Annotated in this window: 14 protein-coding genes and 1 tRNA gene; 5 read left to right on the top strand and 10 right to left on the bottom strand. The window is 70.6% G+C overall.

From position 1 onward, the window contains the following. Positions 1-76: 76 nt before the first annotated feature. The gene (locus tag ACIA8L_RS52440; protein WP_395917203.1) at positions 77-1,348 is read right to left on the bottom strand and encodes a hypothetical protein; all 1,272 of its coding nucleotides are present in this window, start codon (positions 1,346-1,348) and stop codon (positions 77-79) included. A 105-nt stretch (positions 1,349-1,453) separates the two neighbouring features. Next, positions 1,454-3,238 (bottom strand): copper resistance CopC/CopD family protein, encoded by a 1,785-nt coding sequence (locus tag ACIA8L_RS52435; RefSeq protein ID WP_395917201.1) that lies wholly within the window; start codon positions 3,236-3,238, stop codon positions 1,454-1,456. Positions 3,239-3,378: 140 nt separating this feature from the next. Between ACIA8L_RS52435 and bcp the strand changes: the two genes are divergently transcribed. After that, complete coding sequence (gene bcp / locus ACIA8L_RS52430; protein ID WP_395917200.1) at positions 3,379-3,855, top strand: thioredoxin-dependent thiol peroxidase; 477 nt, start codon at positions 3,379-3,381, stop codon at positions 3,853-3,855. A 575-nt stretch (positions 3,856-4,430) separates the two neighbouring features. Here the strand turns inward: bcp and ACIA8L_RS52425 are convergent. The 8 genes from ACIA8L_RS52425 to ACIA8L_RS52390 all read right to left on the bottom strand — a co-directional run bounded on the left by ACIA8L_RS52425 (position 4,431) and on the right by ACIA8L_RS52390 (position 11,868). After that, positions 4,431-5,165 (bottom strand): hypothetical protein, encoded by a 735-nt coding sequence (locus ACIA8L_RS52425; protein WP_395917198.1) that lies wholly within the window; start codon positions 5,163-5,165, stop codon positions 4,431-4,433. Between the two features lie 269 nt (positions 5,166-5,434). Beyond that, positions 5,435-5,507 (bottom strand) — tRNA-Leu (locus ACIA8L_RS52420). Positions 5,508-5,530: 23 nt separating this feature from the next. Then, on the bottom strand, positions 5,531-6,373 hold the full coding sequence (locus tag ACIA8L_RS52415) for a transglutaminase domain-containing protein (protein ID WP_395917197.1): 843 nt from the start codon (positions 6,371-6,373) through the stop codon (positions 5,531-5,533). Further along, positions 6,370-7,317, bottom strand: a complete 948-nt coding sequence (locus tag ACIA8L_RS52410) for an alpha-E domain-containing protein (protein WP_395917195.1) — start codon at positions 7,315-7,317, stop codon at positions 6,370-6,372. The genes ACIA8L_RS52415 and ACIA8L_RS52410 overlap by 4 nt, the downstream gene beginning before the upstream one ends. Positions 7,318-7,327: 10 nt before the next feature. Then, the gene (locus ACIA8L_RS52405; RefSeq protein WP_395917194.1) at positions 7,328-8,893 is read right to left on the bottom strand and encodes a circularly permuted type 2 ATP-grasp protein; all 1,566 of its coding nucleotides are present in this window, start codon (positions 8,891-8,893) and stop codon (positions 7,328-7,330) included. 186 nt (positions 8,894-9,079) lie between these two features. After that, positions 9,080-9,670, bottom strand: a complete 591-nt coding sequence (locus ACIA8L_RS52400; protein ID WP_395917192.1) for a hypothetical protein — start codon at positions 9,668-9,670, stop codon at positions 9,080-9,082. A gap of 94 nt (positions 9,671-9,764) precedes the next feature. After that, positions 9,765-10,946 (bottom strand): hypothetical protein, encoded by a 1,182-nt coding sequence (locus ACIA8L_RS52395; protein WP_395917191.1) that lies wholly within the window; start codon positions 10,944-10,946, stop codon positions 9,765-9,767. Between the two features lie 121 nt (positions 10,947-11,067). Next, entirely contained in the window at positions 11,068-11,868 is an 801-nt protein-coding gene (locus ACIA8L_RS52390; protein WP_395917189.1) for an MOSC domain-containing protein, read from the bottom strand. Between the two features lie 96 nt (positions 11,869-11,964). Between ACIA8L_RS52390 and ACIA8L_RS52385 the strand changes: the two genes are divergently transcribed. From ACIA8L_RS52385 to ACIA8L_RS52370, 4 genes are read left to right on the top strand one after another with little or no spacing between them, the layout of a single operon-like run. Then, a complete protein-coding gene (locus tag ACIA8L_RS52385; protein WP_395917187.1) occupies positions 11,965-12,828 on the top strand; it encodes a MurR/RpiR family transcriptional regulator in 864 nt (287 codons plus the stop codon). A gap of 9 nt (positions 12,829-12,837) precedes the next feature. Next, positions 12,838-14,535 (top strand): urocanate hydratase, encoded by a 1,698-nt coding sequence (hutU, locus tag ACIA8L_RS52380; protein WP_395917275.1) that lies wholly within the window; start codon positions 12,838-12,840, stop codon positions 14,533-14,535. After that, a complete protein-coding gene (locus tag ACIA8L_RS52375) occupies positions 14,532-15,740 on the top strand; it encodes an allantoate amidohydrolase (protein WP_395917185.1) in 1,209 nt (402 codons plus the stop codon). Before hutU ends, ACIA8L_RS52375 begins: the two co-directional genes overlap by 4 nt. Then, on the top strand, positions 15,737-17,134 hold the full coding sequence (locus tag ACIA8L_RS52370) for a formimidoylglutamate deiminase (protein ID WP_395917273.1): 1,398 nt from the start codon (positions 15,737-15,739) through the stop codon (positions 17,132-17,134). The genes ACIA8L_RS52375 and ACIA8L_RS52370 overlap by 4 nt, the downstream gene beginning before the upstream one ends. Positions 17,135-17,219 lie beyond the last annotated feature (85 nt).

Here is a 17,219-nt window from a genome sequence, read left to right as displayed (position 1 = left end):
CACTCCTCGGCCCTGCGGACCACCCAGACTGCGCCTTCTCGTTACCAAATCTCGGCTCCGATGTGGCGTGCGTCACTCAGCGCGCGGCGGATCCGGACTCAGCGGTGTCCTCGGCCGCGGCGAGCGGGGCCCAGGTGAAGTGCAGCTCGATGTTGGGCATCGCCGGCAGCGGCGGCAGGTCGATCGGGCCGTGGTCGTCGAAGTCGGCGTCCTGGAGAGCCGGCCGGTCCAGTTCGCACTCGGCGAACAGCGGGTCCTCGGCCTTCTTCTCGACCTTCTCCTCGGCCTTGGCCGCCGGCCCCGGCTCCTTCTCGGCGTCCGCCGCCGCCAGCACGTCGGCCAGTGTGGCCATGACCCGCTCGTTGGCCACGATCGGGGCCGCGGCTTCCGACTCCTCCGGCGTGGCCTCGTCCTCTTCGGAGGTGGGCTGGGCCGGGAGGACGGGCAGCGGGATCGCCTCGCGCCCGCCCGCGGTCGCCGGGGCCGGGCGGCCCTGCGGCCACGCGAGGGTGACCAGCGCCAGGAAGAACAGCGCGGAGCCGAGCATGAGCAAACCGCCGGTGGTGGGCCCGAGCCAAGCCGGCGCCAGGCGCGCGGTGATAAGAGCATCGATTCCGGGGGTACCGTCGGCACGCATCACGACGAGCGCCAAGTGCTTGCCCCGCAGGGCCGAGGGCGACCACGTGAGCCGGGCCACACCGGCCTTCAGCTCGCTGCGCGCGATCCAGAACTTCGCGGCCGCCGGGCTCTTGGCCTCGGCCCCGGCCGGGGTCGCGGTCGCAGCGGCAGCGGCGGGGTCGACGGGCGGGGCCGGGTTCGCAGCGGCGGCCGGGTCGACGGGCGGGGCCGGGTCGGCCGGCGGGGCCGGGTTCGCGGCCGCCGGGTCGATCGGGGCGTCCGGGGTTACCGGGGCCGGGGCGCCGTCGCCGGTGACGGCGGTCTGGCTGGCGGTGCGGGCGGCAGCCTCGGGGGCCAGCTCGACCGGGAGCGGGCCGCGGGCGAGGCGGACCCGGCTGATGCGGGAGTAGGGCTGCCCGTCGAGGTACTCGCGGACGGCCGTCTCGGGGCCGAGCCCGATGAAGAGCGGGCCGCCGGACCCGACGGCCGACAGGCTGAGCGTTGTCTGCCCACCCCGCGCGAACGGCGCGTCGGTCCGCAACAGCGCGTCGACGTCGGGCACCACCACGGCGGCGCCGTCGGCGCGAACCCGCTCGAGGTGCGCCGTGAACGTGTCATCGTCCGCGCGGTGCTCCATGGCCATCAGGAGTCCGCCACCGGCAAGAGCCAGCGGCACCGCGATGAGCAGCAGCAGCGCGCCGACACCCGCCCGAACCAGACGCACGACCATGGCAGCGGCCCCTCTTCCCCCCGGCGTTACCAGTCCGACATTACTGGCAATTCGGGCGGATACTGCGCGTATCCGTCGGAAACACAGAACGTGGCGGCATTTGTACTACTTCACGGGCACCTGCACTGTGACGGTGGTCTGGTTCAGGTCGTCGACCCGCGCCGTGAACTTGAACTCCCAGGTGCCCGCGGACACCAGCGACACCTGGCCGATCGCGTGGTCATCGCTGATCCCGAGCATCGGCACGGTCAGCGGCTCGATCCCCTTCGCGGGCAGGGCGGCGGTCGCCTTCCACTCGACCACCGCCTGCGGCCCGGAACCGTCGGACTTGACCGCGTACACGTGGATGGAGTTCTGACCGACAGTGGCCGGCGAGATGTCGACCTGCAGCTTCAGCAGGCTGGTGGAGACCACGGTGTCGAACGGTCCGGGTGGCCCGTCGCCCTGACCCGCCCGCGCCGGGCTGGTCTGGACCAGGACCGAGGTCATGAGCAGCACGACGACCGCGATCCCGACCTCGATGATCACCGCGGTCCGCAGGCGGCGGCGGTCGCGGTCCTCGATCTTCGGCGGCTCGACCGCCTGCTCGCGCGCCTCCGCGTAATCGTCCTCGCCGTCCGCGTAATCGTCCTCGCCGTCCGCGTCCGCGTCCCCATCCTCACTCTGGTCGTCGTCGTCGGCGGCGGTGGCCACCGGCTGCGGGACGAAGCGACGGTTGGTGATGCTGCGGGAATACGCCGCGACGGCCACCACGAGTGCCAGGAGCACGACCTTGATCATGACGATCTGGCCGTACAACGTGCCGGTCAGCGCGTCCAGGGTGCCGATCTCCACGAGCGCCTGTGCGGTGCCGGCCAGCACCAGGACGGTGATCGCGAACAGCGCCCAGCCCGACCACACCGGCACGATCGCGGCCAGCTCCCGGGTGTTGGCCCGGCGCAGCAGGAAGCCGAACAGCATCACCAGGCCGCCGAGCCAGATCGACATCGAGGCGAGGTGGGCCGCGTCGGCGACCACGGTGAGGGTCGGCACCGGCGAGGCGCTGGGGTGCCCGGAGATCGGCCAGGTGGCCAGGCCCACGACCCCGAGGATGATCAGCAGCGTCTGGTCGATCTTGCTCGCCCGGCCCGAGATGACCGGCCGGAGCAGGATGACGGCGGCGAGCACGACCCCCAGGCGGACCAGGTGCGCGGCCCCGAACGGCGTGCCGAGAACCTCCTCGGCCGCGGCGCCGCTCACGTCGAACAAGGACGTCCCGGCGGTGTAGGGGATCTGGATGTACAGCTCCAGGATCGTGCTCGCGGCGAGCACCCCGGCCCCGATCAGCGCCAGGCGGCCGGGGTCGCGGGTGGACAGCCGCCGCGGCCAGAGGGCGAACAGGATCAGGGTGGGCCCGATCAGCAGGACGAGGCCGGCGAACCCGAGGAAGCGGGCGGCCGACATCGCGTTCTTGACCAGCTGGTCGGTGACGGCGTCGGAGTTGGCGCCGCTGTTCGCGTTGGGAGTGGCCGAGGGCTGGCCGAACGAGAAGCTGTAGCCGCCCGCGACCGGGTGGCTGTCGGCCGAGATGACGCGGTAGCTGACCAGGTAGGTGCCCTTGGGGCCGCCGGACTTCAGCGGGATCACGAGCTCCTGGTCGCGCACGACGGGCTTGCCGGTGTCGGCCCGGCTGCCGTCCGGGGCGGTGACCTTGATCTTGTCGGCGACCAGGCGGACCTGCTCGCTGAAGCTGAGGGTCACCTCGCCCGGCAGTTGGTCGAGGACGGTCCCGGCGACCGGCGCGGTCTTTTCGAGCTCCGCGTGCGCGCTGGCGGGCGCGGCGGGCAGCACGAGGATGGCCAGGGCGCCGAGGAGCATCGCCAGGGGTACGGACCATCTGCGGTGGTTCATGAGGTCATGATTTCGCGCCGGTCATCTTGAGGTGGTCGCGGGTCACCCCTGGAAAGTTCCCGGCATCTTGGTTTGTCGCTTTGCGTAGCCGGAGATGGACGGTCCGCGATTTGTCATACCCTCGCGGTAGAGTCTGGGCCATGACGACGACGCGCTTAGAACCGGGCGACGTGGCCCCTGAGTTCACGCTGCAGACGGACCAGGACGAGCCCCTGTCGCTCGCTGACCTGCGCGGGCGGAAGGTCGTCCTCTATGCATACCCGGCCGCGATGACTCCCGGCTGCACCAAGCAGGCGTGCGACTTCCGCGACAGCCTGGCGTCACTGCAGGCGGCCGGCTACGAGGTTGTCGGGATCTCGCCGGACGCCCCCGCGAAGCTGGCCAAGTTCCGGGAGCGGGACGCGATCACGTTCCCGCTCGTTTCCGACCCGGATCGGGCGGTGCTGCGGGCCTACGGTGCTTATGGCGAGAAGCAGAACTACGGGCGGACGATCCTGGGTGTCATTCGCTCGACGTTCGTGATCGACGAGAAGGGCAACATCGAGCGGGCCCTGTACAACGTCCGGGCCACGGGTCACGTTGCCAAGTTGCGCAAGGACCTCGGACTGGACAGCTGACGTCGCAGGGGGTGTGGGGGGCGCGGAGCCCCCTGCCCGGGGCGGGAGCGAAGCGGCCCCGGAATCCGGATCCGGCTTTTCGTTTGAAGCTTTTGGTTTGTGAAGCTTGTCCGCTTCTTGGTTGGTGAAGCTTTGCCGCTTGTGAGTTGGTGAAGCCCGGTGGAGTATCCATCCACCGGGCCTCGGCTTGCCGCCCAATTGCTCACGCCGGCGACGTTTGAAGAACGTAGATCAGATTCTGACGTCGCGCTCTGCGATTGAGCTATCGGCCCATGGAGAGGACCGAGCGGGAGTTGAACCCGCAACCTCGACGACTGGCGTCCCGTTCGATTGATCCGGCGTTCGGCGGCGAATGCTCAGACTGGAGCGAGAAGTTGAGTTTGTGTTTCGGCTCCCGCGGCCGCCTCTGCCATTGGGCTACACCGCCACGTTGATGGCGGCGGAAGGAATCGAACCTCCACATTGACACCGCGCGCACCTGTCAAACTGAGCCTCAGGTTCAGTCTGCGCTCCTTGCGCACTGCCGATTCTAGATCCAATCCCGGCCGCCGCCAAGCGAGTTATCCAGCTTGCCGTCAGGCGCCGAAGAGGTAGCGGAACACCTTCTCGCCGGTCTCCTGCTCGACCACGGCGACCCCGTTGGCCTCCTCGCGCGCGAACTTCACGGCCGCCTGCAGCTTCTCGACGCGCTCCACGAGCTCGTTGACGCGCTTGGCCGGCATGGCGCCGGAGAACTTCACCGTCTTCCAGTAGCCGATCACCACGTCCTCGTAGTACACCTCGACCTGGGCCGGGTGCTTCTCGGTGGCCTCGGCCTTGACGTGGTTGCGGGGGATCTTCTTCGTGCGGGTCGTCTGGGTCGGCTCGGTGGCGTACGTGTCCGCCGAGGCGTCATAGACCCAGGTCTCGGCCGCGTCGAGGATCGGGAGCTTCCGCACGAAGGTGAGCATGTCGGCCAGCTGCTTCTCGAGGAAGAGCAAGTAGGACACCGGCACCTCGCGCAGGAGGACCTCGCCGTCGACCGTGACGTCCGCGCGGGCCACGCAGTTCGTCCAGTCCTTCGTGGCGGTCACGTCGAACAGGCGGGTGAGGATGGTCGCCGTCTGGCGGAGGACCTCCTCGGCCTTCACCTGGACGCGGGTCGACTCCGGCGGGAGCTGCTCGCCCTCTTCGTCCTTCGGGCGGTAGGTGCGGGAGATGCCGGCCAGCAGCGGCTGCTTCTGCAGTGCGTGGTGAGCCTCGGTGAGCTCCTGGAACGAGCGCGACTTCACGCCCTTCTCGACTGCGATGATCTGATTCAGCTTCGTCATAATGCGCCGAGTGTACGAGGTGGATCACAGCCCTATTTCACTTTTTTCCCCGCGCCGACGCTGGGACACTGCGCGCACTTGACCGCAGGGTTTCCGGGGGCTCGGCTCCGGAGCCGACATGCCACACGACCCGGTCCGCGCTCTCCGCGGACAGCATTCGCCTGAGTCAGAACTGGGACACTGCACGTGGGGTTTCCGGGGCTCGGCTCCGGAGCCGACATGCCACACGACCCGGTCCGCGCTCTCCGCGGACAGCATTCGCCTGAGTGTGGGGCCGGTGAGAGTCGAACTCACACTGGCATGGACCTAAACCATGTGCCTCTGCCATTGGGCTACGGCCCCGCTGCAACCGAGAGACACAATACTCAGGCGAGCCGCGTTATCTCCACCGTGACTCCCAGATGCTTGCTGGGCGCACCGTGATACACACCGCGTAGTGGCGGTACGTCATCGTAGTCACGACCCCGGGCCACCACGACGTGCCGCGGGCCGACCGCCACCCCGTTGGTCGGGTCGAAGCCGGTCCACTCCCCCGCCCACCACTCGACCCAGGCGTGGCTCTGGCCGGCGACCGTCTCCCCCACCTCGGCCTCGACCTTCGGATGCAGGTAGCCGGACACGTACCGCGCCGGAATCCCCCGGGCCCGCAGCAGGCCGACGGTCAGGTGCGCGATGTCCTGGCAGACGCCCTTGCGCAGGTCCCAGGCCTCTTGGGCGCTGGTCTGCACCCCGGTGGAGCCGGGCACGTACGCGACCTGCTCCCGCACCCAGTGCGAGACGGCCTCGGCCGACTCCGTCGGGTCGCTGGAGCCGGCCGCCGACCACACCTGCTCGACCAGCTCGGGCGCGACGGCGGTGAGACGCGACGAGGCCAGGAACTCGGCGTGCGCGTCCACGACGGCATCGGTGTCGAGGTTGGCCCAGCCGAGGAAGAACGCGGGGGCCGGGGGCGGCGTCACCTCGACCAGGCTGCTGGAGACCACGCGCAGCTGCTGGTGCGGGCGGTGCAGGTCGAACGCGGTGACCTGGGTGGCCCAGTAGTCGTGGTAGCGGTACGTCGTCGCGCCCGGCGTCACCTCGACCTGGCTGAAGAGCGTCGTCTGCCACGGCAGGGTCAGCGGCGTGAGCCGGGCCTCGTTGTAGGAGGCGGAGACCGGGCCCGCGTACTTGTAGCCGGTGACGTGGCGGATCTTCAGGCGCCAGTTCATGAACCACCCCATGCGACGGTGCCCCAGGTGACGGGCGTGGACTGCGGGAAGTATCGGGCGGTGATCGCGGCGCTGGCCGTGGCACAGGTCTGCTGGAGCGCGCGGAGGTGCTGCGGGAGCTCGGCCAGCAGCGTTGTGGTGTCGGCATACTCCAGCCGGGTGCGGATCTGGCCGATGGGCCTGCGGGCGGCATCGGTGACGCCCGCCCGTTCGGTCGTGGGTGCAAGATCGATAAGACATTGTTCGGCGGTACCGAGCGCATGCAGCGCGGATCGCGGAAACAGCCGGTCGAGCAGGAGGAATTCCGTCACCCGCTGCGGGTCGAAGGTGCCGCCGTGCGTGCGCAGGAACGCCTCGTCGGCTCCGCATGAACGCAGTACCGTCCGCCAGCCCGTCACCTCGTCCGAAGTGTTCGTCTGGATCGACAGCAGCCGCGCGGTCATGTCGACCCGCTCCAGGCTGCGCCCGAGCACCAGGAACCGCCAGCCGTCGTCGCGGCTCATCGTCGACTCGGCCAGGCCGTTGAGCACCGCGGCACGCTCGCGCACGTAACTCAGGAACACCGTCGGCCCCAGCCGCTCGGCCGCGAGCCGGCGCGCGGCGAGGGTGTGCCAGGTGACGTTGAGGCACTCCCACATCTCGCTGGAGATCGTCTCGCGCACCCCGCGGGCGTTGTCCCGGGCCGCGACGATCGCGCCGGAGATCGCGCTGGGGTCCTCGGCGTCGAAGGCCAGCAGCTCCAGTACGTCTCCGGTGGTCAGCCGCCGATCCTGCGGGACGGGCGCGCCGAGGATCGACATGAGGCTGCGGCAGGCCGCGTCCTCGTCGGCCCACGGGTCCTCGAGCAGCCGCCCCAGGAACGCGTCGAGAATTCGGGCGGTGTCGTCGGCCCGCTCGATGTAGCGGCCGATCCAGAACAGCGATTCGGCGATCCGGCTGAGCATCGACCCTCCCCTACTGCTGCTGTCCGGCCATCTGCGTGGCCGCCGGTCCGCTGTCGCGCGGGCTGCTGCCGCCGGCGTCGCGCGGCTCGCTCCCGATCCGGGGCTGCGGCGGCGGCGCGGGCTCGCCGGGGTGCGCGAGGACCCAGGTGTCCTTCGACCCGCCACCTTGGCTGGAGTTGACCACGAGCGCCCCCTCGGGCAGCGCGACCCGGGTCAGCCCGCCCGGCAGCAGCCAGATCTCGTTGCCGTCGTTGACCGCGAACGGCCGCAGGTCGATGTGGCGCGGCGCGACCCGGTCCCCGAGCAGCGTCGGCGACGTCGACAGCGCCACCGGCCGCTGCGCGATCCAGCCCCGCGGGTCCTTCTCGACCGCCCGCCGCAGCGTGGCCAGGGTCTCCTCGGAGGCCTGCGGCCCGATCACGATCCCCTTGCCGCCGGCCCCGTCGACGGGTTTGAGCACCAGCTGGTCGAGGCGGCCGAGGACGTCGTGGAGTACGTCGGGGTCGCGATCGTCCAGCCGGTAGGTCTCCACGTTGTCGATCAGCGGCTCCTCCGACAGGTAGTACCGGATCAGGTCCGGCACGTACGTGTACAGGAGCTTGTCGTCGGCCACCCCGTTGCCGACCGCGTTGGCCAGCGTCACCTGCCCGGCCCGGGCCGCGTTCACGATCCCCGGGCAGCCGATCACCGAGTCGGGCCGGAAGTGCAGCGGGTCGATGAAGTCGTCGTCGACCCGGCGGTACACGACGTGCACCGCCCGCTCCCCCTGCGTGGTCCGCATCCGCACCCGGTTGCCGCTGCACACGAGGTCGCGCCCTTCGACGAGCTCAACCCCCATCAGCCGGGCCAGCAGCGCATGCTCGAAGTACGCGGCGTTGTACACCCCGGGCGTCAGCACCACGACGGTCGGATCGTCAACCCCTTCGGGCGCCGCCGCCCGCAGCGCCGCGAGCAGCCGGGCCGGGTAGTCGTCGACGGGCCTCACCCGAGCATCGGCGAACAGCGCCGGCATCGTGTGGGTGAGCGCCCGCCGGTTCTCGATGACGTACGACACCCCGCTGGGAATCCGCAGGTTGTCCTCGAGCACCCGGAACCGCCCCGCCTCGTCCCGCACGAGGTCCACCCCGCTGATGTGCACTCGTACCCCGTTGGGCGGCTCGATCCCGTACGCCTGCCGATGAAAGTGCGCACTGGTCGTGACCAGCTTCCGCGGCACGACCCCGTCGGCGAGCACCCGCCCCGCCCCGTAAATGTCGGCGAGGAACGCTTCGAGCGCCTTGACCCGCTGCCGCACCGCCGCCGTGATGAGATCCCACTCGGCGGCGTCCAGAATCCGGGGTATCAGGTCCAGGGGAAACGGCCGCTCTTCACCGGCGTAGGCGAAGGTGACCCCACGATCGGTGAACACCCGGGCGAGCTGATCAGCGCGAAACCGCAGGTCAGCCGGCGCGAGCGGCTGCAGCGCGGCGAACAGCGACCGATACGGGGACCGTGGCTGCCCGGGCCGCTCAAACATCTCGTCCCAGGCGTCGAACATGGTCCCGGACATCGAGTATTCATCGAAGATGTCCGCCATGAAGTGAGCCTAGGCACCAACCGTTTCACCCACATTACCAGTGTGTTTTCGCCCGTGATCTTGCCAGCCCGCCACCCGCCAAGCAGCCGCAAACCAGTCCCAGCTACTCCGACCGCACCCGTGCCCACCCACTCCTAGCTCCACCTCTTCTCGCAATCTCTTCGCTCAACCCCCTAGCTCAACCCCCTAGCTCAACCGACGCGGCGACGGCGACGACCACGGCTGCGGCTGCGACGGCGGCTGCGGCTGCGACGGCGGCTGCGGCGGCTGCGACGACGACGGCGACGACGACGGCGACGACGACGACGGCGACGACGACGGCGACGACGACGACGACGGCGACGACGGCGACGACGACGACGGCGACGACGGCGACGGCGACGACGACGACGACGACGACGACGGCTGCGACGACGACGGCTGCGACGACGACGGCTGCGGCTGCGACGGCGGCGACGACGACGACGACGGCGACGACGACGACGACGACGACGACGGCGGCGGCTGCGACGACGACGACGACGGCGGCGGCGGCGGCTGCGACGACGACGACGACGACGACGGCTGCGACGACGGCGGCGGCTGCGACGGCTGCGACGACGACGACGGCGACGGCGACGACGACGACGGCTGCGACGACGGCGGCGGCTGCGACGGCTGCGACGACGACGACGACGACGGCGACGACGACGACGACGGCTGCGGCTGCGGCGGCGGCGGCGGCGGCTGCGGCGGCTGCGGCTGCGGCTGCGGCTGCCAGCCCCGCCCGACGAGCACCTAGTCGTCGGCGTGGGCGTCGAAGCTGCCGCTGAATGGATTAACGAAGCTCGTGACGGCGCCGAACGAGCCGCCCCACGTCCACCGGGAGATCTCAGAGCATCTCCGACGGCAATCCACACTCCCGCAGAGCCCCAGCCAACGCCGCCAACGACCGCACAACCGCATTACGCCCTTCCCCACCATGCAAAACCTTCCGCGGCTCCCGAACCCACTCCACACCGATCGCATGGGCCCCAGCCCACTGCGCCGCCGACATAGCCGAAAACGTCGCACACACCACCGCCGTCTCCTCAGCCCGAACCCCAAGCGCATCAAACACCGGCCCCAACGTCCGCCCCGCAACCCCTCGAGTCGGGCCCCCAACCCCCACCACCGACTCAGCCAGCTCCGGCACCACGACACCCCGCCCCGCCACCACCTCGGCCGATTCCCGCACCACGAACCGCCGCCCCGCCGTCAGCTCAACCGACTCCCACGCAGCAGCCCCTAGCCTCGCAGCCGCCCCGTGAACCGGCTCCCGCCCACCGAACCCAGGCTCCGCCGCCGCCTGAGCCGACTCCCACCCAGCGAACTCAGGCGCAGCCACCCCCGCCGCCGCCTGAGCCGAGTCCCGCCCACCAAACCCAGACCCCGCCGCCGCTTGGGTTAACTCCCGCCCACCGAGCTCAGGCGCAGCCGCCTCCACTTGGACCGAGTCCCGGGTAGGGAATCCGGGTCTCGCCGCAGCTTGAACCGACTCGCGAGCAGCGAATCCAGGTCTCGCTGCCGCTTGAACCGAGTCCCGGGTAGCGAATCCGGGCCTCGCCGCCGCACGGGCCACGTTCCGTGTCGCGAACCCCCGCCCCATCACCGGCCCAGCCAGATCCCGCAGCCCAAGCCGATGCAGGTGCCGCCCGACCGCTGACTCGCTGTGCGGCGCATACACGGCGACCGAACGCCCCGTCGCCCGGCATGCCTCGAGCAACTCGACGGTCCCGGTCGTCACGGGCACCCAGCCCGCCGCGTCGACCTCCGCGTCGTGGATCAACTGCTCCGCTCTGCGCCCCACCTCCTCCGATACCTGGTACGCCTCAGCCATCACGTCGAACGGGTTGTCGCTCGCACCCACGAGAATCGACATCTCATGGCCGAACTCCTGCAGCATTTCCCTGACCTGCTGCGCCACTGCGGCCGGGTCGGGCAGCAGGTCTCCGAGCACGCTGAACATCACGACGACGTGACGCGTGTTGTCGAGAATCTCGGCAAGATGGGGCCGCACCCGGACGGGCATCACGGGCTGATCATGTCCCGCTCGCCATCCCCGGCGGCGTGTTATGCCGCTTTCGCCCCAGTGCTCGGCGTGCTCTCGGCGCTAGTGTCCGAATTCCGTTCGCATCCCTACCCCGCGCGAGCCGTCAGAGCACCGTGATCTCGTCGCCGATCGCGATCTTTCCGCGCGCGTCCGGGATGAGGTTGACGGCGAACAGCAGTCCACTTGGGAATCGCCGGTGCTTGGCCAGCACGCGCAGCGGCTGGCGGCCCTTCTCGCCCGTCTCCGGGTCGATGGTGGTCAGCACACAGCGGTCGCAGTGCTTCGGCACCCGGAACGGCACGTCGCCGATGGCGATCCGCCGGCCGATCCACTCGTCCTCCGCCCAGGCCGGCGCGCCGGAGACGACGGCGTTGGGCCGGAACCGCGTCATCTCGACAGGCTCCTCGCCATCCTCGGCCAGCCAGTCGTTGACCGCCTGCAGCGAGGCCTCGTTGGCCAGGAGCACCGGAAATCCGTCGGCGAAGCTCACCCGGTCCTCGGCGGTGCCATACTCCGGGTGGACCGCCCGCCGGGTCGGGTCGTCGAGATGGAACAGGCGGACCGGCCGCCCGATCACCTGTGAGATCCAGTGGTCCGCGACCTCCCCCGCGGAGGTCGCGGCGATCCATTCGTGGAAGTGTTTGATATTGCCGAGCGCAGCGACCGGATACGGCACCTCCAGCGGCTCGGCGCCGGCCGCTTCGAGCACGAGACCCAGCTCGGTGTATCGCGGCCGAATCCGCCCCATCGACGGACACTGCCGCTGCGTGACCAGCTTGGCCGCCTCGTCCACCACGATCCACCGGCGGTCGCCGGCAAGACCCCAGGGCTCCACTTCTGCCGTGTCCACCTCGACGCGGTAGCAGCTCTTGATCGGGTAGGTCGCTAGGTAGCTCAGCCGCACGTTTTGAGAGTCGCATGTCGTCCTCCCTTCCCGCCAACATTCTGAATGACTCCATGCACTTGACGCAAGCCTGAAAGTCGACTTACATTCTGGTCCATGACCTCATCCCCGCGCCAGCGGATACTCGACCTCTTCGACGGGCAGCGTCTGACGCCCGTCCAGCGCCGCATCGCGCGCATCCTGGTCGAGCACGCCGGGCAGGCCGGCTATCTCTCCAGCGGAGACCTGGCCTCGCTCGCCGGCGTGAGCCAGCCATCCGTGACGCGGTTCGCCACGGCACTGGGGTTCGAGGGCTATCCCGCGCTCCGCGATCAGCTACGAGTGTCGATCGACGGCTACCGGCACGGGCCATCCACGGTAGACGAGCTCACCGAGATGGCCCCGATCAGCCAGTTCGAGCAGGCACTCGGCGATGAGATCGCCAACCTGCGGCAGCTCACCGACACGTTGAAAGACCCCACCCCGCTGGTCGAGGCGGGCCGCCTGCTGATGGAGAGCCGGCCGTTGCCGGTGCTCGGCATGCGAGCGGCCACGGCCCTCGCCGACGCGTTCGCCTACTTCGCGGCCAAGGTGCACCCGGATGTCCGAATCGTGCATGACCAGGGCAGCCTGCTCGCCGATCGCCTGGAACAGGCAAGCGCGGCCGGTGCAGTTGCGATGCTGGCGTTTGTGCTGCCCCGATATCCGCGCGAGGCGGTCGACGCGCTGCGCGAGGCGCGGGCCGCGGGGTTACGTGTCGTCACCGTGACGGATTCGCCGGTCAGTCCGGCGGCCATGGAGTCGGATGTGGTCCTGCCCGCTCCGGTCGGCTCCCGACTGGTGTTCGACATGCACACCGCGCCGATGGCCATGGTGACGATCTTGCTGCAGGCGATGTGCGACTCCGCGCCGGCCGACACCCAGGAGCGGCTCGAGGCGTTCGAGCGCTCTGCCGCCATCCGCCAGGTATTCCTGCCCTAGCCGAGGAGAATCATGGAAGCAATCCGTGCCCCTCGGGGCACCCAGTTGACGGCGCGAGGATGGCAACAGGAAGCCGCCCTGCGCATGCTCATGAACAACCTCGACCCTGACGTCGCGGAACGTCCGCAAGACCTGGTGGTCTACGGAGGCACCGGCAAGGCCGCGCGAGACTGGCCGTCGTTCCGAGCCCTGGTCCGCACCCTGACGACGCTCGCGCCTGACGAGACCATGCTCGTCCAGTCGGGCCGGCCGATCGGGGTGCTGCAGACCCACGAGTGGGCGCCCCGGGTGCTCATCGCCAACTCGAACCTCGTCGGCGACTGGGCCAACTGGCCGGAGTTCCGCCGGCTCGAAGCGCTGGGCCTGACGATGTACGGCCAGATGACCGCCGGATCGTGGATCTACATCGGCACGCAGGGCATTCTGCAGGGCACCTACGAGACGTTCGCCGCAGTGGCGGAGAAGCGGTTCGGCGGCACGCTGGCCGGGACACTCACGATCACCGCCGGCTGCGGGGGCATGGGCGGCGCTCAGCCCCTCGCGGTCACCATGAACGACGGCGTCTGCCTGATCATCGATGTCGACCGGGCCCGCCTGGAGCGCCGGGTCGCCACCCGCTATCTCGACGTCGTCGCCGACTCGCTCGAGGCCGGTGTCCGGCTCGCGGAGGAGGCGAAGACCGCCCGCCGGCCGCTGTCGGTGGGCGTCGTCGGCAACGCCGCGGAGCTGCTGCCCGAGCTGCTGCGGACCGGAGTCGCGGTCGACATCGTGACCGACCAGACCTCGGCGCACGACCCCCTGTCCTACATCCCGGTCGGGGTCGAGCCCGGCGAAGCGGCCGACTACGCGGCGAAGAAGCCCGAAGAGTTCACCGATCGGGCCCGGGAGTCGATGGCCCGGCACGTGGAGGCGATGGTCGGCTTCCTCGACCAGGGCGCCGAGGTGTTCGACTACGGCAACTCGATCCGCGGCGAGGCCCAGCTGGGCGGGTTCGACCGGGCGTTCGCGTTCCCAGGTTTCGTCCCGGCGTACATTCGGCCGCTCTTCTGCCAGGGCAAGGGTCCGTTCCGGTGGGCCGCACTGTCCGGCAACCCGGCCGACATCGCCGCCACCGATCAGGCGATCCTCGACCTCTTTCCGGAGAACGCCTCGCTGCACCGCTGGATCTCGATGGCGCGGGAGCGGGTCGCGTTCCAGGGGCTGCCGGCCCGGATCTGCTGGCTCGGGCAGGGTGAGCGCGACCGGGCGGGGTTGCGGTTCAACGAGATGGTCGCCGACGGCACGCTGGAGGCGCCGATCGTCATCGGACGTGATCACCTCGACACCGGTTCGGTTGCCTCGCCATACCGGGAGACCGAGGCGATGCGCGACGGGTCCGACGCGATCGCCGACTGGCCACTGCTCAACGCGCTGGTCAACACCGCGTCGGGCGCTTCCTGGGTGTCGATCCACCACGGCGGCGGCGTCGGGATGGGCCGGTCGATCCACGCGGGCCAGGTCTCGGTGGCCGACGGCACTCAGCTCGCCGCGCAGAAGCTGGCGCGGGTGCTCACCAACGACCCGGCGATGGGCGTCCTGCGGCACGTCGATGCCGGATACGAGGACGCGGCCGAGGTCGCCGACTCGGCCGGGCTCCGCGTGCCCATGGGCGAGGCGCCGGCCAATGACGCACGAGCGAACGGTGAAGGGACGGGTGAGCGGTCATGACGAGCCCTGAGCGGTTCGCCGCACTTTGGGGGTCGCTGAGCCCGATCGGCCGGGCCGGTGACGACGGCGGTTACGTCCGGCACTCGTGGACGGACACCGACCTGGTGTGCCGGGAGTGGTTCGTCGAGGAGGCCCTCGACCGCGATCTCGAAGTGGAGATCGACCGCAACGGCAACCTGTGGGCCTGGTGGGGCGAGCCGGAGCAGGAGGAGGCCGTCGTCACCGGGAGCCACCTCGACTCCGTCCCGCACGGGGGCGCCTTTGACGGGCCGCTCGGGGTCGTATCCGGGCTGCTCGCCGTGGACCGGCTCCGCGAGCGCGGTGTGAAGCCGTCGCGGCCGGTGGCGGTGGTCGTGTTCACCGAGGAGGAAGGGGCGCGCTTCGGGGTGCCGTGCCTGGGTTCACGGCTGATGACCGGCGCGTTCGACCCAGCCAAGGCGTTGCGGCTGCGGGACCGCGACGGCATCTGGCTGGCCGACGCCATCGGGCGGGCCGGGCTCGACCCCGACCGGCTCGGACCCGATCCGGAGCGACTGGCCCGCATCGGGGCGTTCATCGAGCTCCACGTCGAACAGGGGCGGGCGCTGGACCATCTGAACGCTCCGGTCGGCGTGGCCAGCGGCATCTGGCCCCACGGGCGATACCGCTTCGACTTCACCGGTGAAGGCAACCACGCCGGCACGACGCGCATGTCGGACCGCCACGACCCGATGCTCACGCTCGCACACACGGTGCTGGCGACGGACGAGGCCGCCCGGACCCACGGCGCCCACGCCACCGTCGGCCGGGTCGAGGCCGCGCCCAACGCCACCAACGCCATCGCCACCCGGGCCTCCGCCTGGCTGGACGCCCGGGCCGCGGACGGCGAAACGCTGCAGAAGCTCGTCGACGCGATCCTGCAGCGGGCGGAGCAGCGGGCGCGGGTCGACGGCACCCACGTCACGATGGCCACGGAGTCGCACAGCGGCGAGGTCGGGTTCACAGGAGACGTCAGCAAGCTCGCCGCCCTCGAGCTCCGGGCGCCCGTGCTGCCGACCGGCGCCGGCCACGACGCGGGTGTGCTGTCCGGCCACGTCGACACCGCGATGCTGTTCGTGCGCAACCCGACCGGCATCTCGCACGCCCCACAGGAGTCGGCGTCCGACGTCGACTGCTCTATCGGCGTCGAGAAGCTCACCGACCTTTTGGCCCGGCTATGTCGGTGACGCGGTACCACTGCGCGCACGCCTGGCTGCCGACCGGCGTTGCCGACAACGTGCTGGTCGAGATCACCGGCGGACGGTTCGTCGTGGTGCGCCCGGACACGCCGCTCGAAGCGCCCGAGGCGACCGGTGCGGTGCGGCTGGCCGGGCTCACCCTGCCGGGGCTGGCCAACGCCCACTCGCACGCGTTCCATCGGGCGCTGCGGGGGCGGACGCAGCGCGGGCGGGGGACGTTCTGGACGTGGCGTGAGCAGATGTACGCGGTGGCCGGGGCGCTCGATCCGGACTCGTATCACGCGCTGGCCGTCGCGGTGTACGCCGAGATGGCGCTGGCGGGCATCACCTGCGTCGGCGAGTTCCACTACCTGCACCATGCGCCCGGCGGAGCCAGATACACGGACCCCAACGCGATGGGTGAAGCGCTCATCGCCGCGGCCGCCGACGCGGGGATCAGGATCACCTTGCTCGACACGCTGTACCTGACCGCGGGAGTCGACGGGCGGGCGTTGGAGGGGGTCCAACTCCGGTTCGGTGACGGGTCGTTCGATGCCTGGTGGGACCGGGTCGACCGGCTCCGGGGCCGGCCCCATGCCCGGATCGGGGCGGCGGCGCACAGTGTGCGGGCCGTGCCCGGCGATGCGCTGGCGGCGTTCGCGGCGCAGACGGACGGTCTGCCGACCCACGTGCACCTCTCGGAGCAGCGCGCGGAGAACGAGGCCTGCCTGGCGGCTTACGGGTGTACGCCGACGGAGTTGCTCGCGGATCGGGGACTGCTCGGCGGGCGGGTCACGGCCGTACACGCGACGCACCTGTCGGACACAGACCGCACGGAGCTCGGCGACAGCGGCACCGGGGTGTGCTTCTGCCCGACGACCGAGCGGGACCTCGCCGACGGGATCGGGTCCGCGCGGGCGCTGGTCGACGCGGGCAGCCCACTGAGCCTGGGCAGCGACAGCCACGCGGTGATCGACCTGTTCGAGGAGGTGCGCGGGGTGGAGATGCACGAGCGGCTGCACACCGAGCGCCGCGGACACTTCACGGGCGCCGAGCTGCTCGGTGCGGCGACGGCCGCCGGGCACGCGGCGCTCGGGTGGCCGCACGCCGGCAACATCGCCGTCGGGGGCCGGGCGGATCTGGTCACCGTCGCGCTCGACTCGCCCCGCACGACCGGCTGCGACCCGGCGGCCATCGGGTTCGTGGTCACCGCGGCCGACGTCCGGCACGTGCTCGTCGACGGCCGGGTGGTCGTCCGCGACGGAGCACACACCGCCATTCCGGACGTCGGGGCGGCCCTGAGCGAAGCCCTCGCGACCATCTCGGCCACGGCTGACCACGAGGACGCCTCCCCCGCGGCACTCGGACCGGACGACCGCGAGCGGATCGGGGCCGCGCGATGAGGTCCCAGCCCGTCACCACCGCGACAGCCCTGCACGGGACACCGGAGAGCATGGCGGCCTCGGTGGATCGCGGAGTCAGCCGCCG

Source organism: Dactylosporangium sp. NPDC051541, from assembly GCF_044454505.1.
GTDB lineage: Bacteria > Actinomycetota > Actinomycetes > Mycobacteriales > Micromonosporaceae > Dactylosporangium.
Note: the sequence above shows the minus strand (reverse complement) of the source record. Positions and strands in the feature narration are given on the sequence as shown.

Bases quoted from the DNA above. Each gene is read 5' to 3' on its own strand.
- ACIA8L_RS52440 (WP_395917203.1), bottom strand. From the start codon at position 1,348: ATGGTCGTGCGTCTGGTTCGGGCGGGTGTCGGCGCGCTGCTGCTGCTC.
- ACIA8L_RS52435 (WP_395917201.1), bottom strand. From the start codon at position 3,238: ATGAACCACCGCAGATGGTCCGTACCCCTGGCGATGCTCCTCGGCGCC.
- bcp (WP_395917200.1), top strand. From the start codon at position 3,379: ATGACGACGACGCGCTTAGAACCGGGCGACGTGGCCCCTGAGTTCACG.
- ACIA8L_RS52425 (WP_395917198.1), bottom strand. From the start codon at position 5,165: ATGACGAAGCTGAATCAGATCATCGCAGTCGAGAAGGGCGTGAAGTCG.
- ACIA8L_RS52415 (WP_395917197.1), bottom strand. From the start codon at position 6,373: ATGAACTGGCGCCTGAAGATCCGCCACGTCACCGGCTACAAGTACGCG.
- ACIA8L_RS52410 (WP_395917195.1), bottom strand. From the start codon at position 7,317: ATGCTCAGCCGGATCGCCGAATCGCTGTTCTGGATCGGCCGCTACATC.
- ACIA8L_RS52405 (WP_395917194.1), bottom strand. From the start codon at position 8,893: ATGGCGGACATCTTCGATGAATACTCGATGTCCGGGACCATGTTCGAC.
- ACIA8L_RS52385 (WP_395917187.1), top strand. From the start codon at position 11,965: ATGACCTCATCCCCGCGCCAGCGGATACTCGACCTCTTCGACGGGCAG.
- ACIA8L_RS52375 (WP_395917185.1), top strand. From the start codon at position 14,532: ATGACGAGCCCTGAGCGGTTCGCCGCACTTTGGGGGTCGCTGAGCCCG.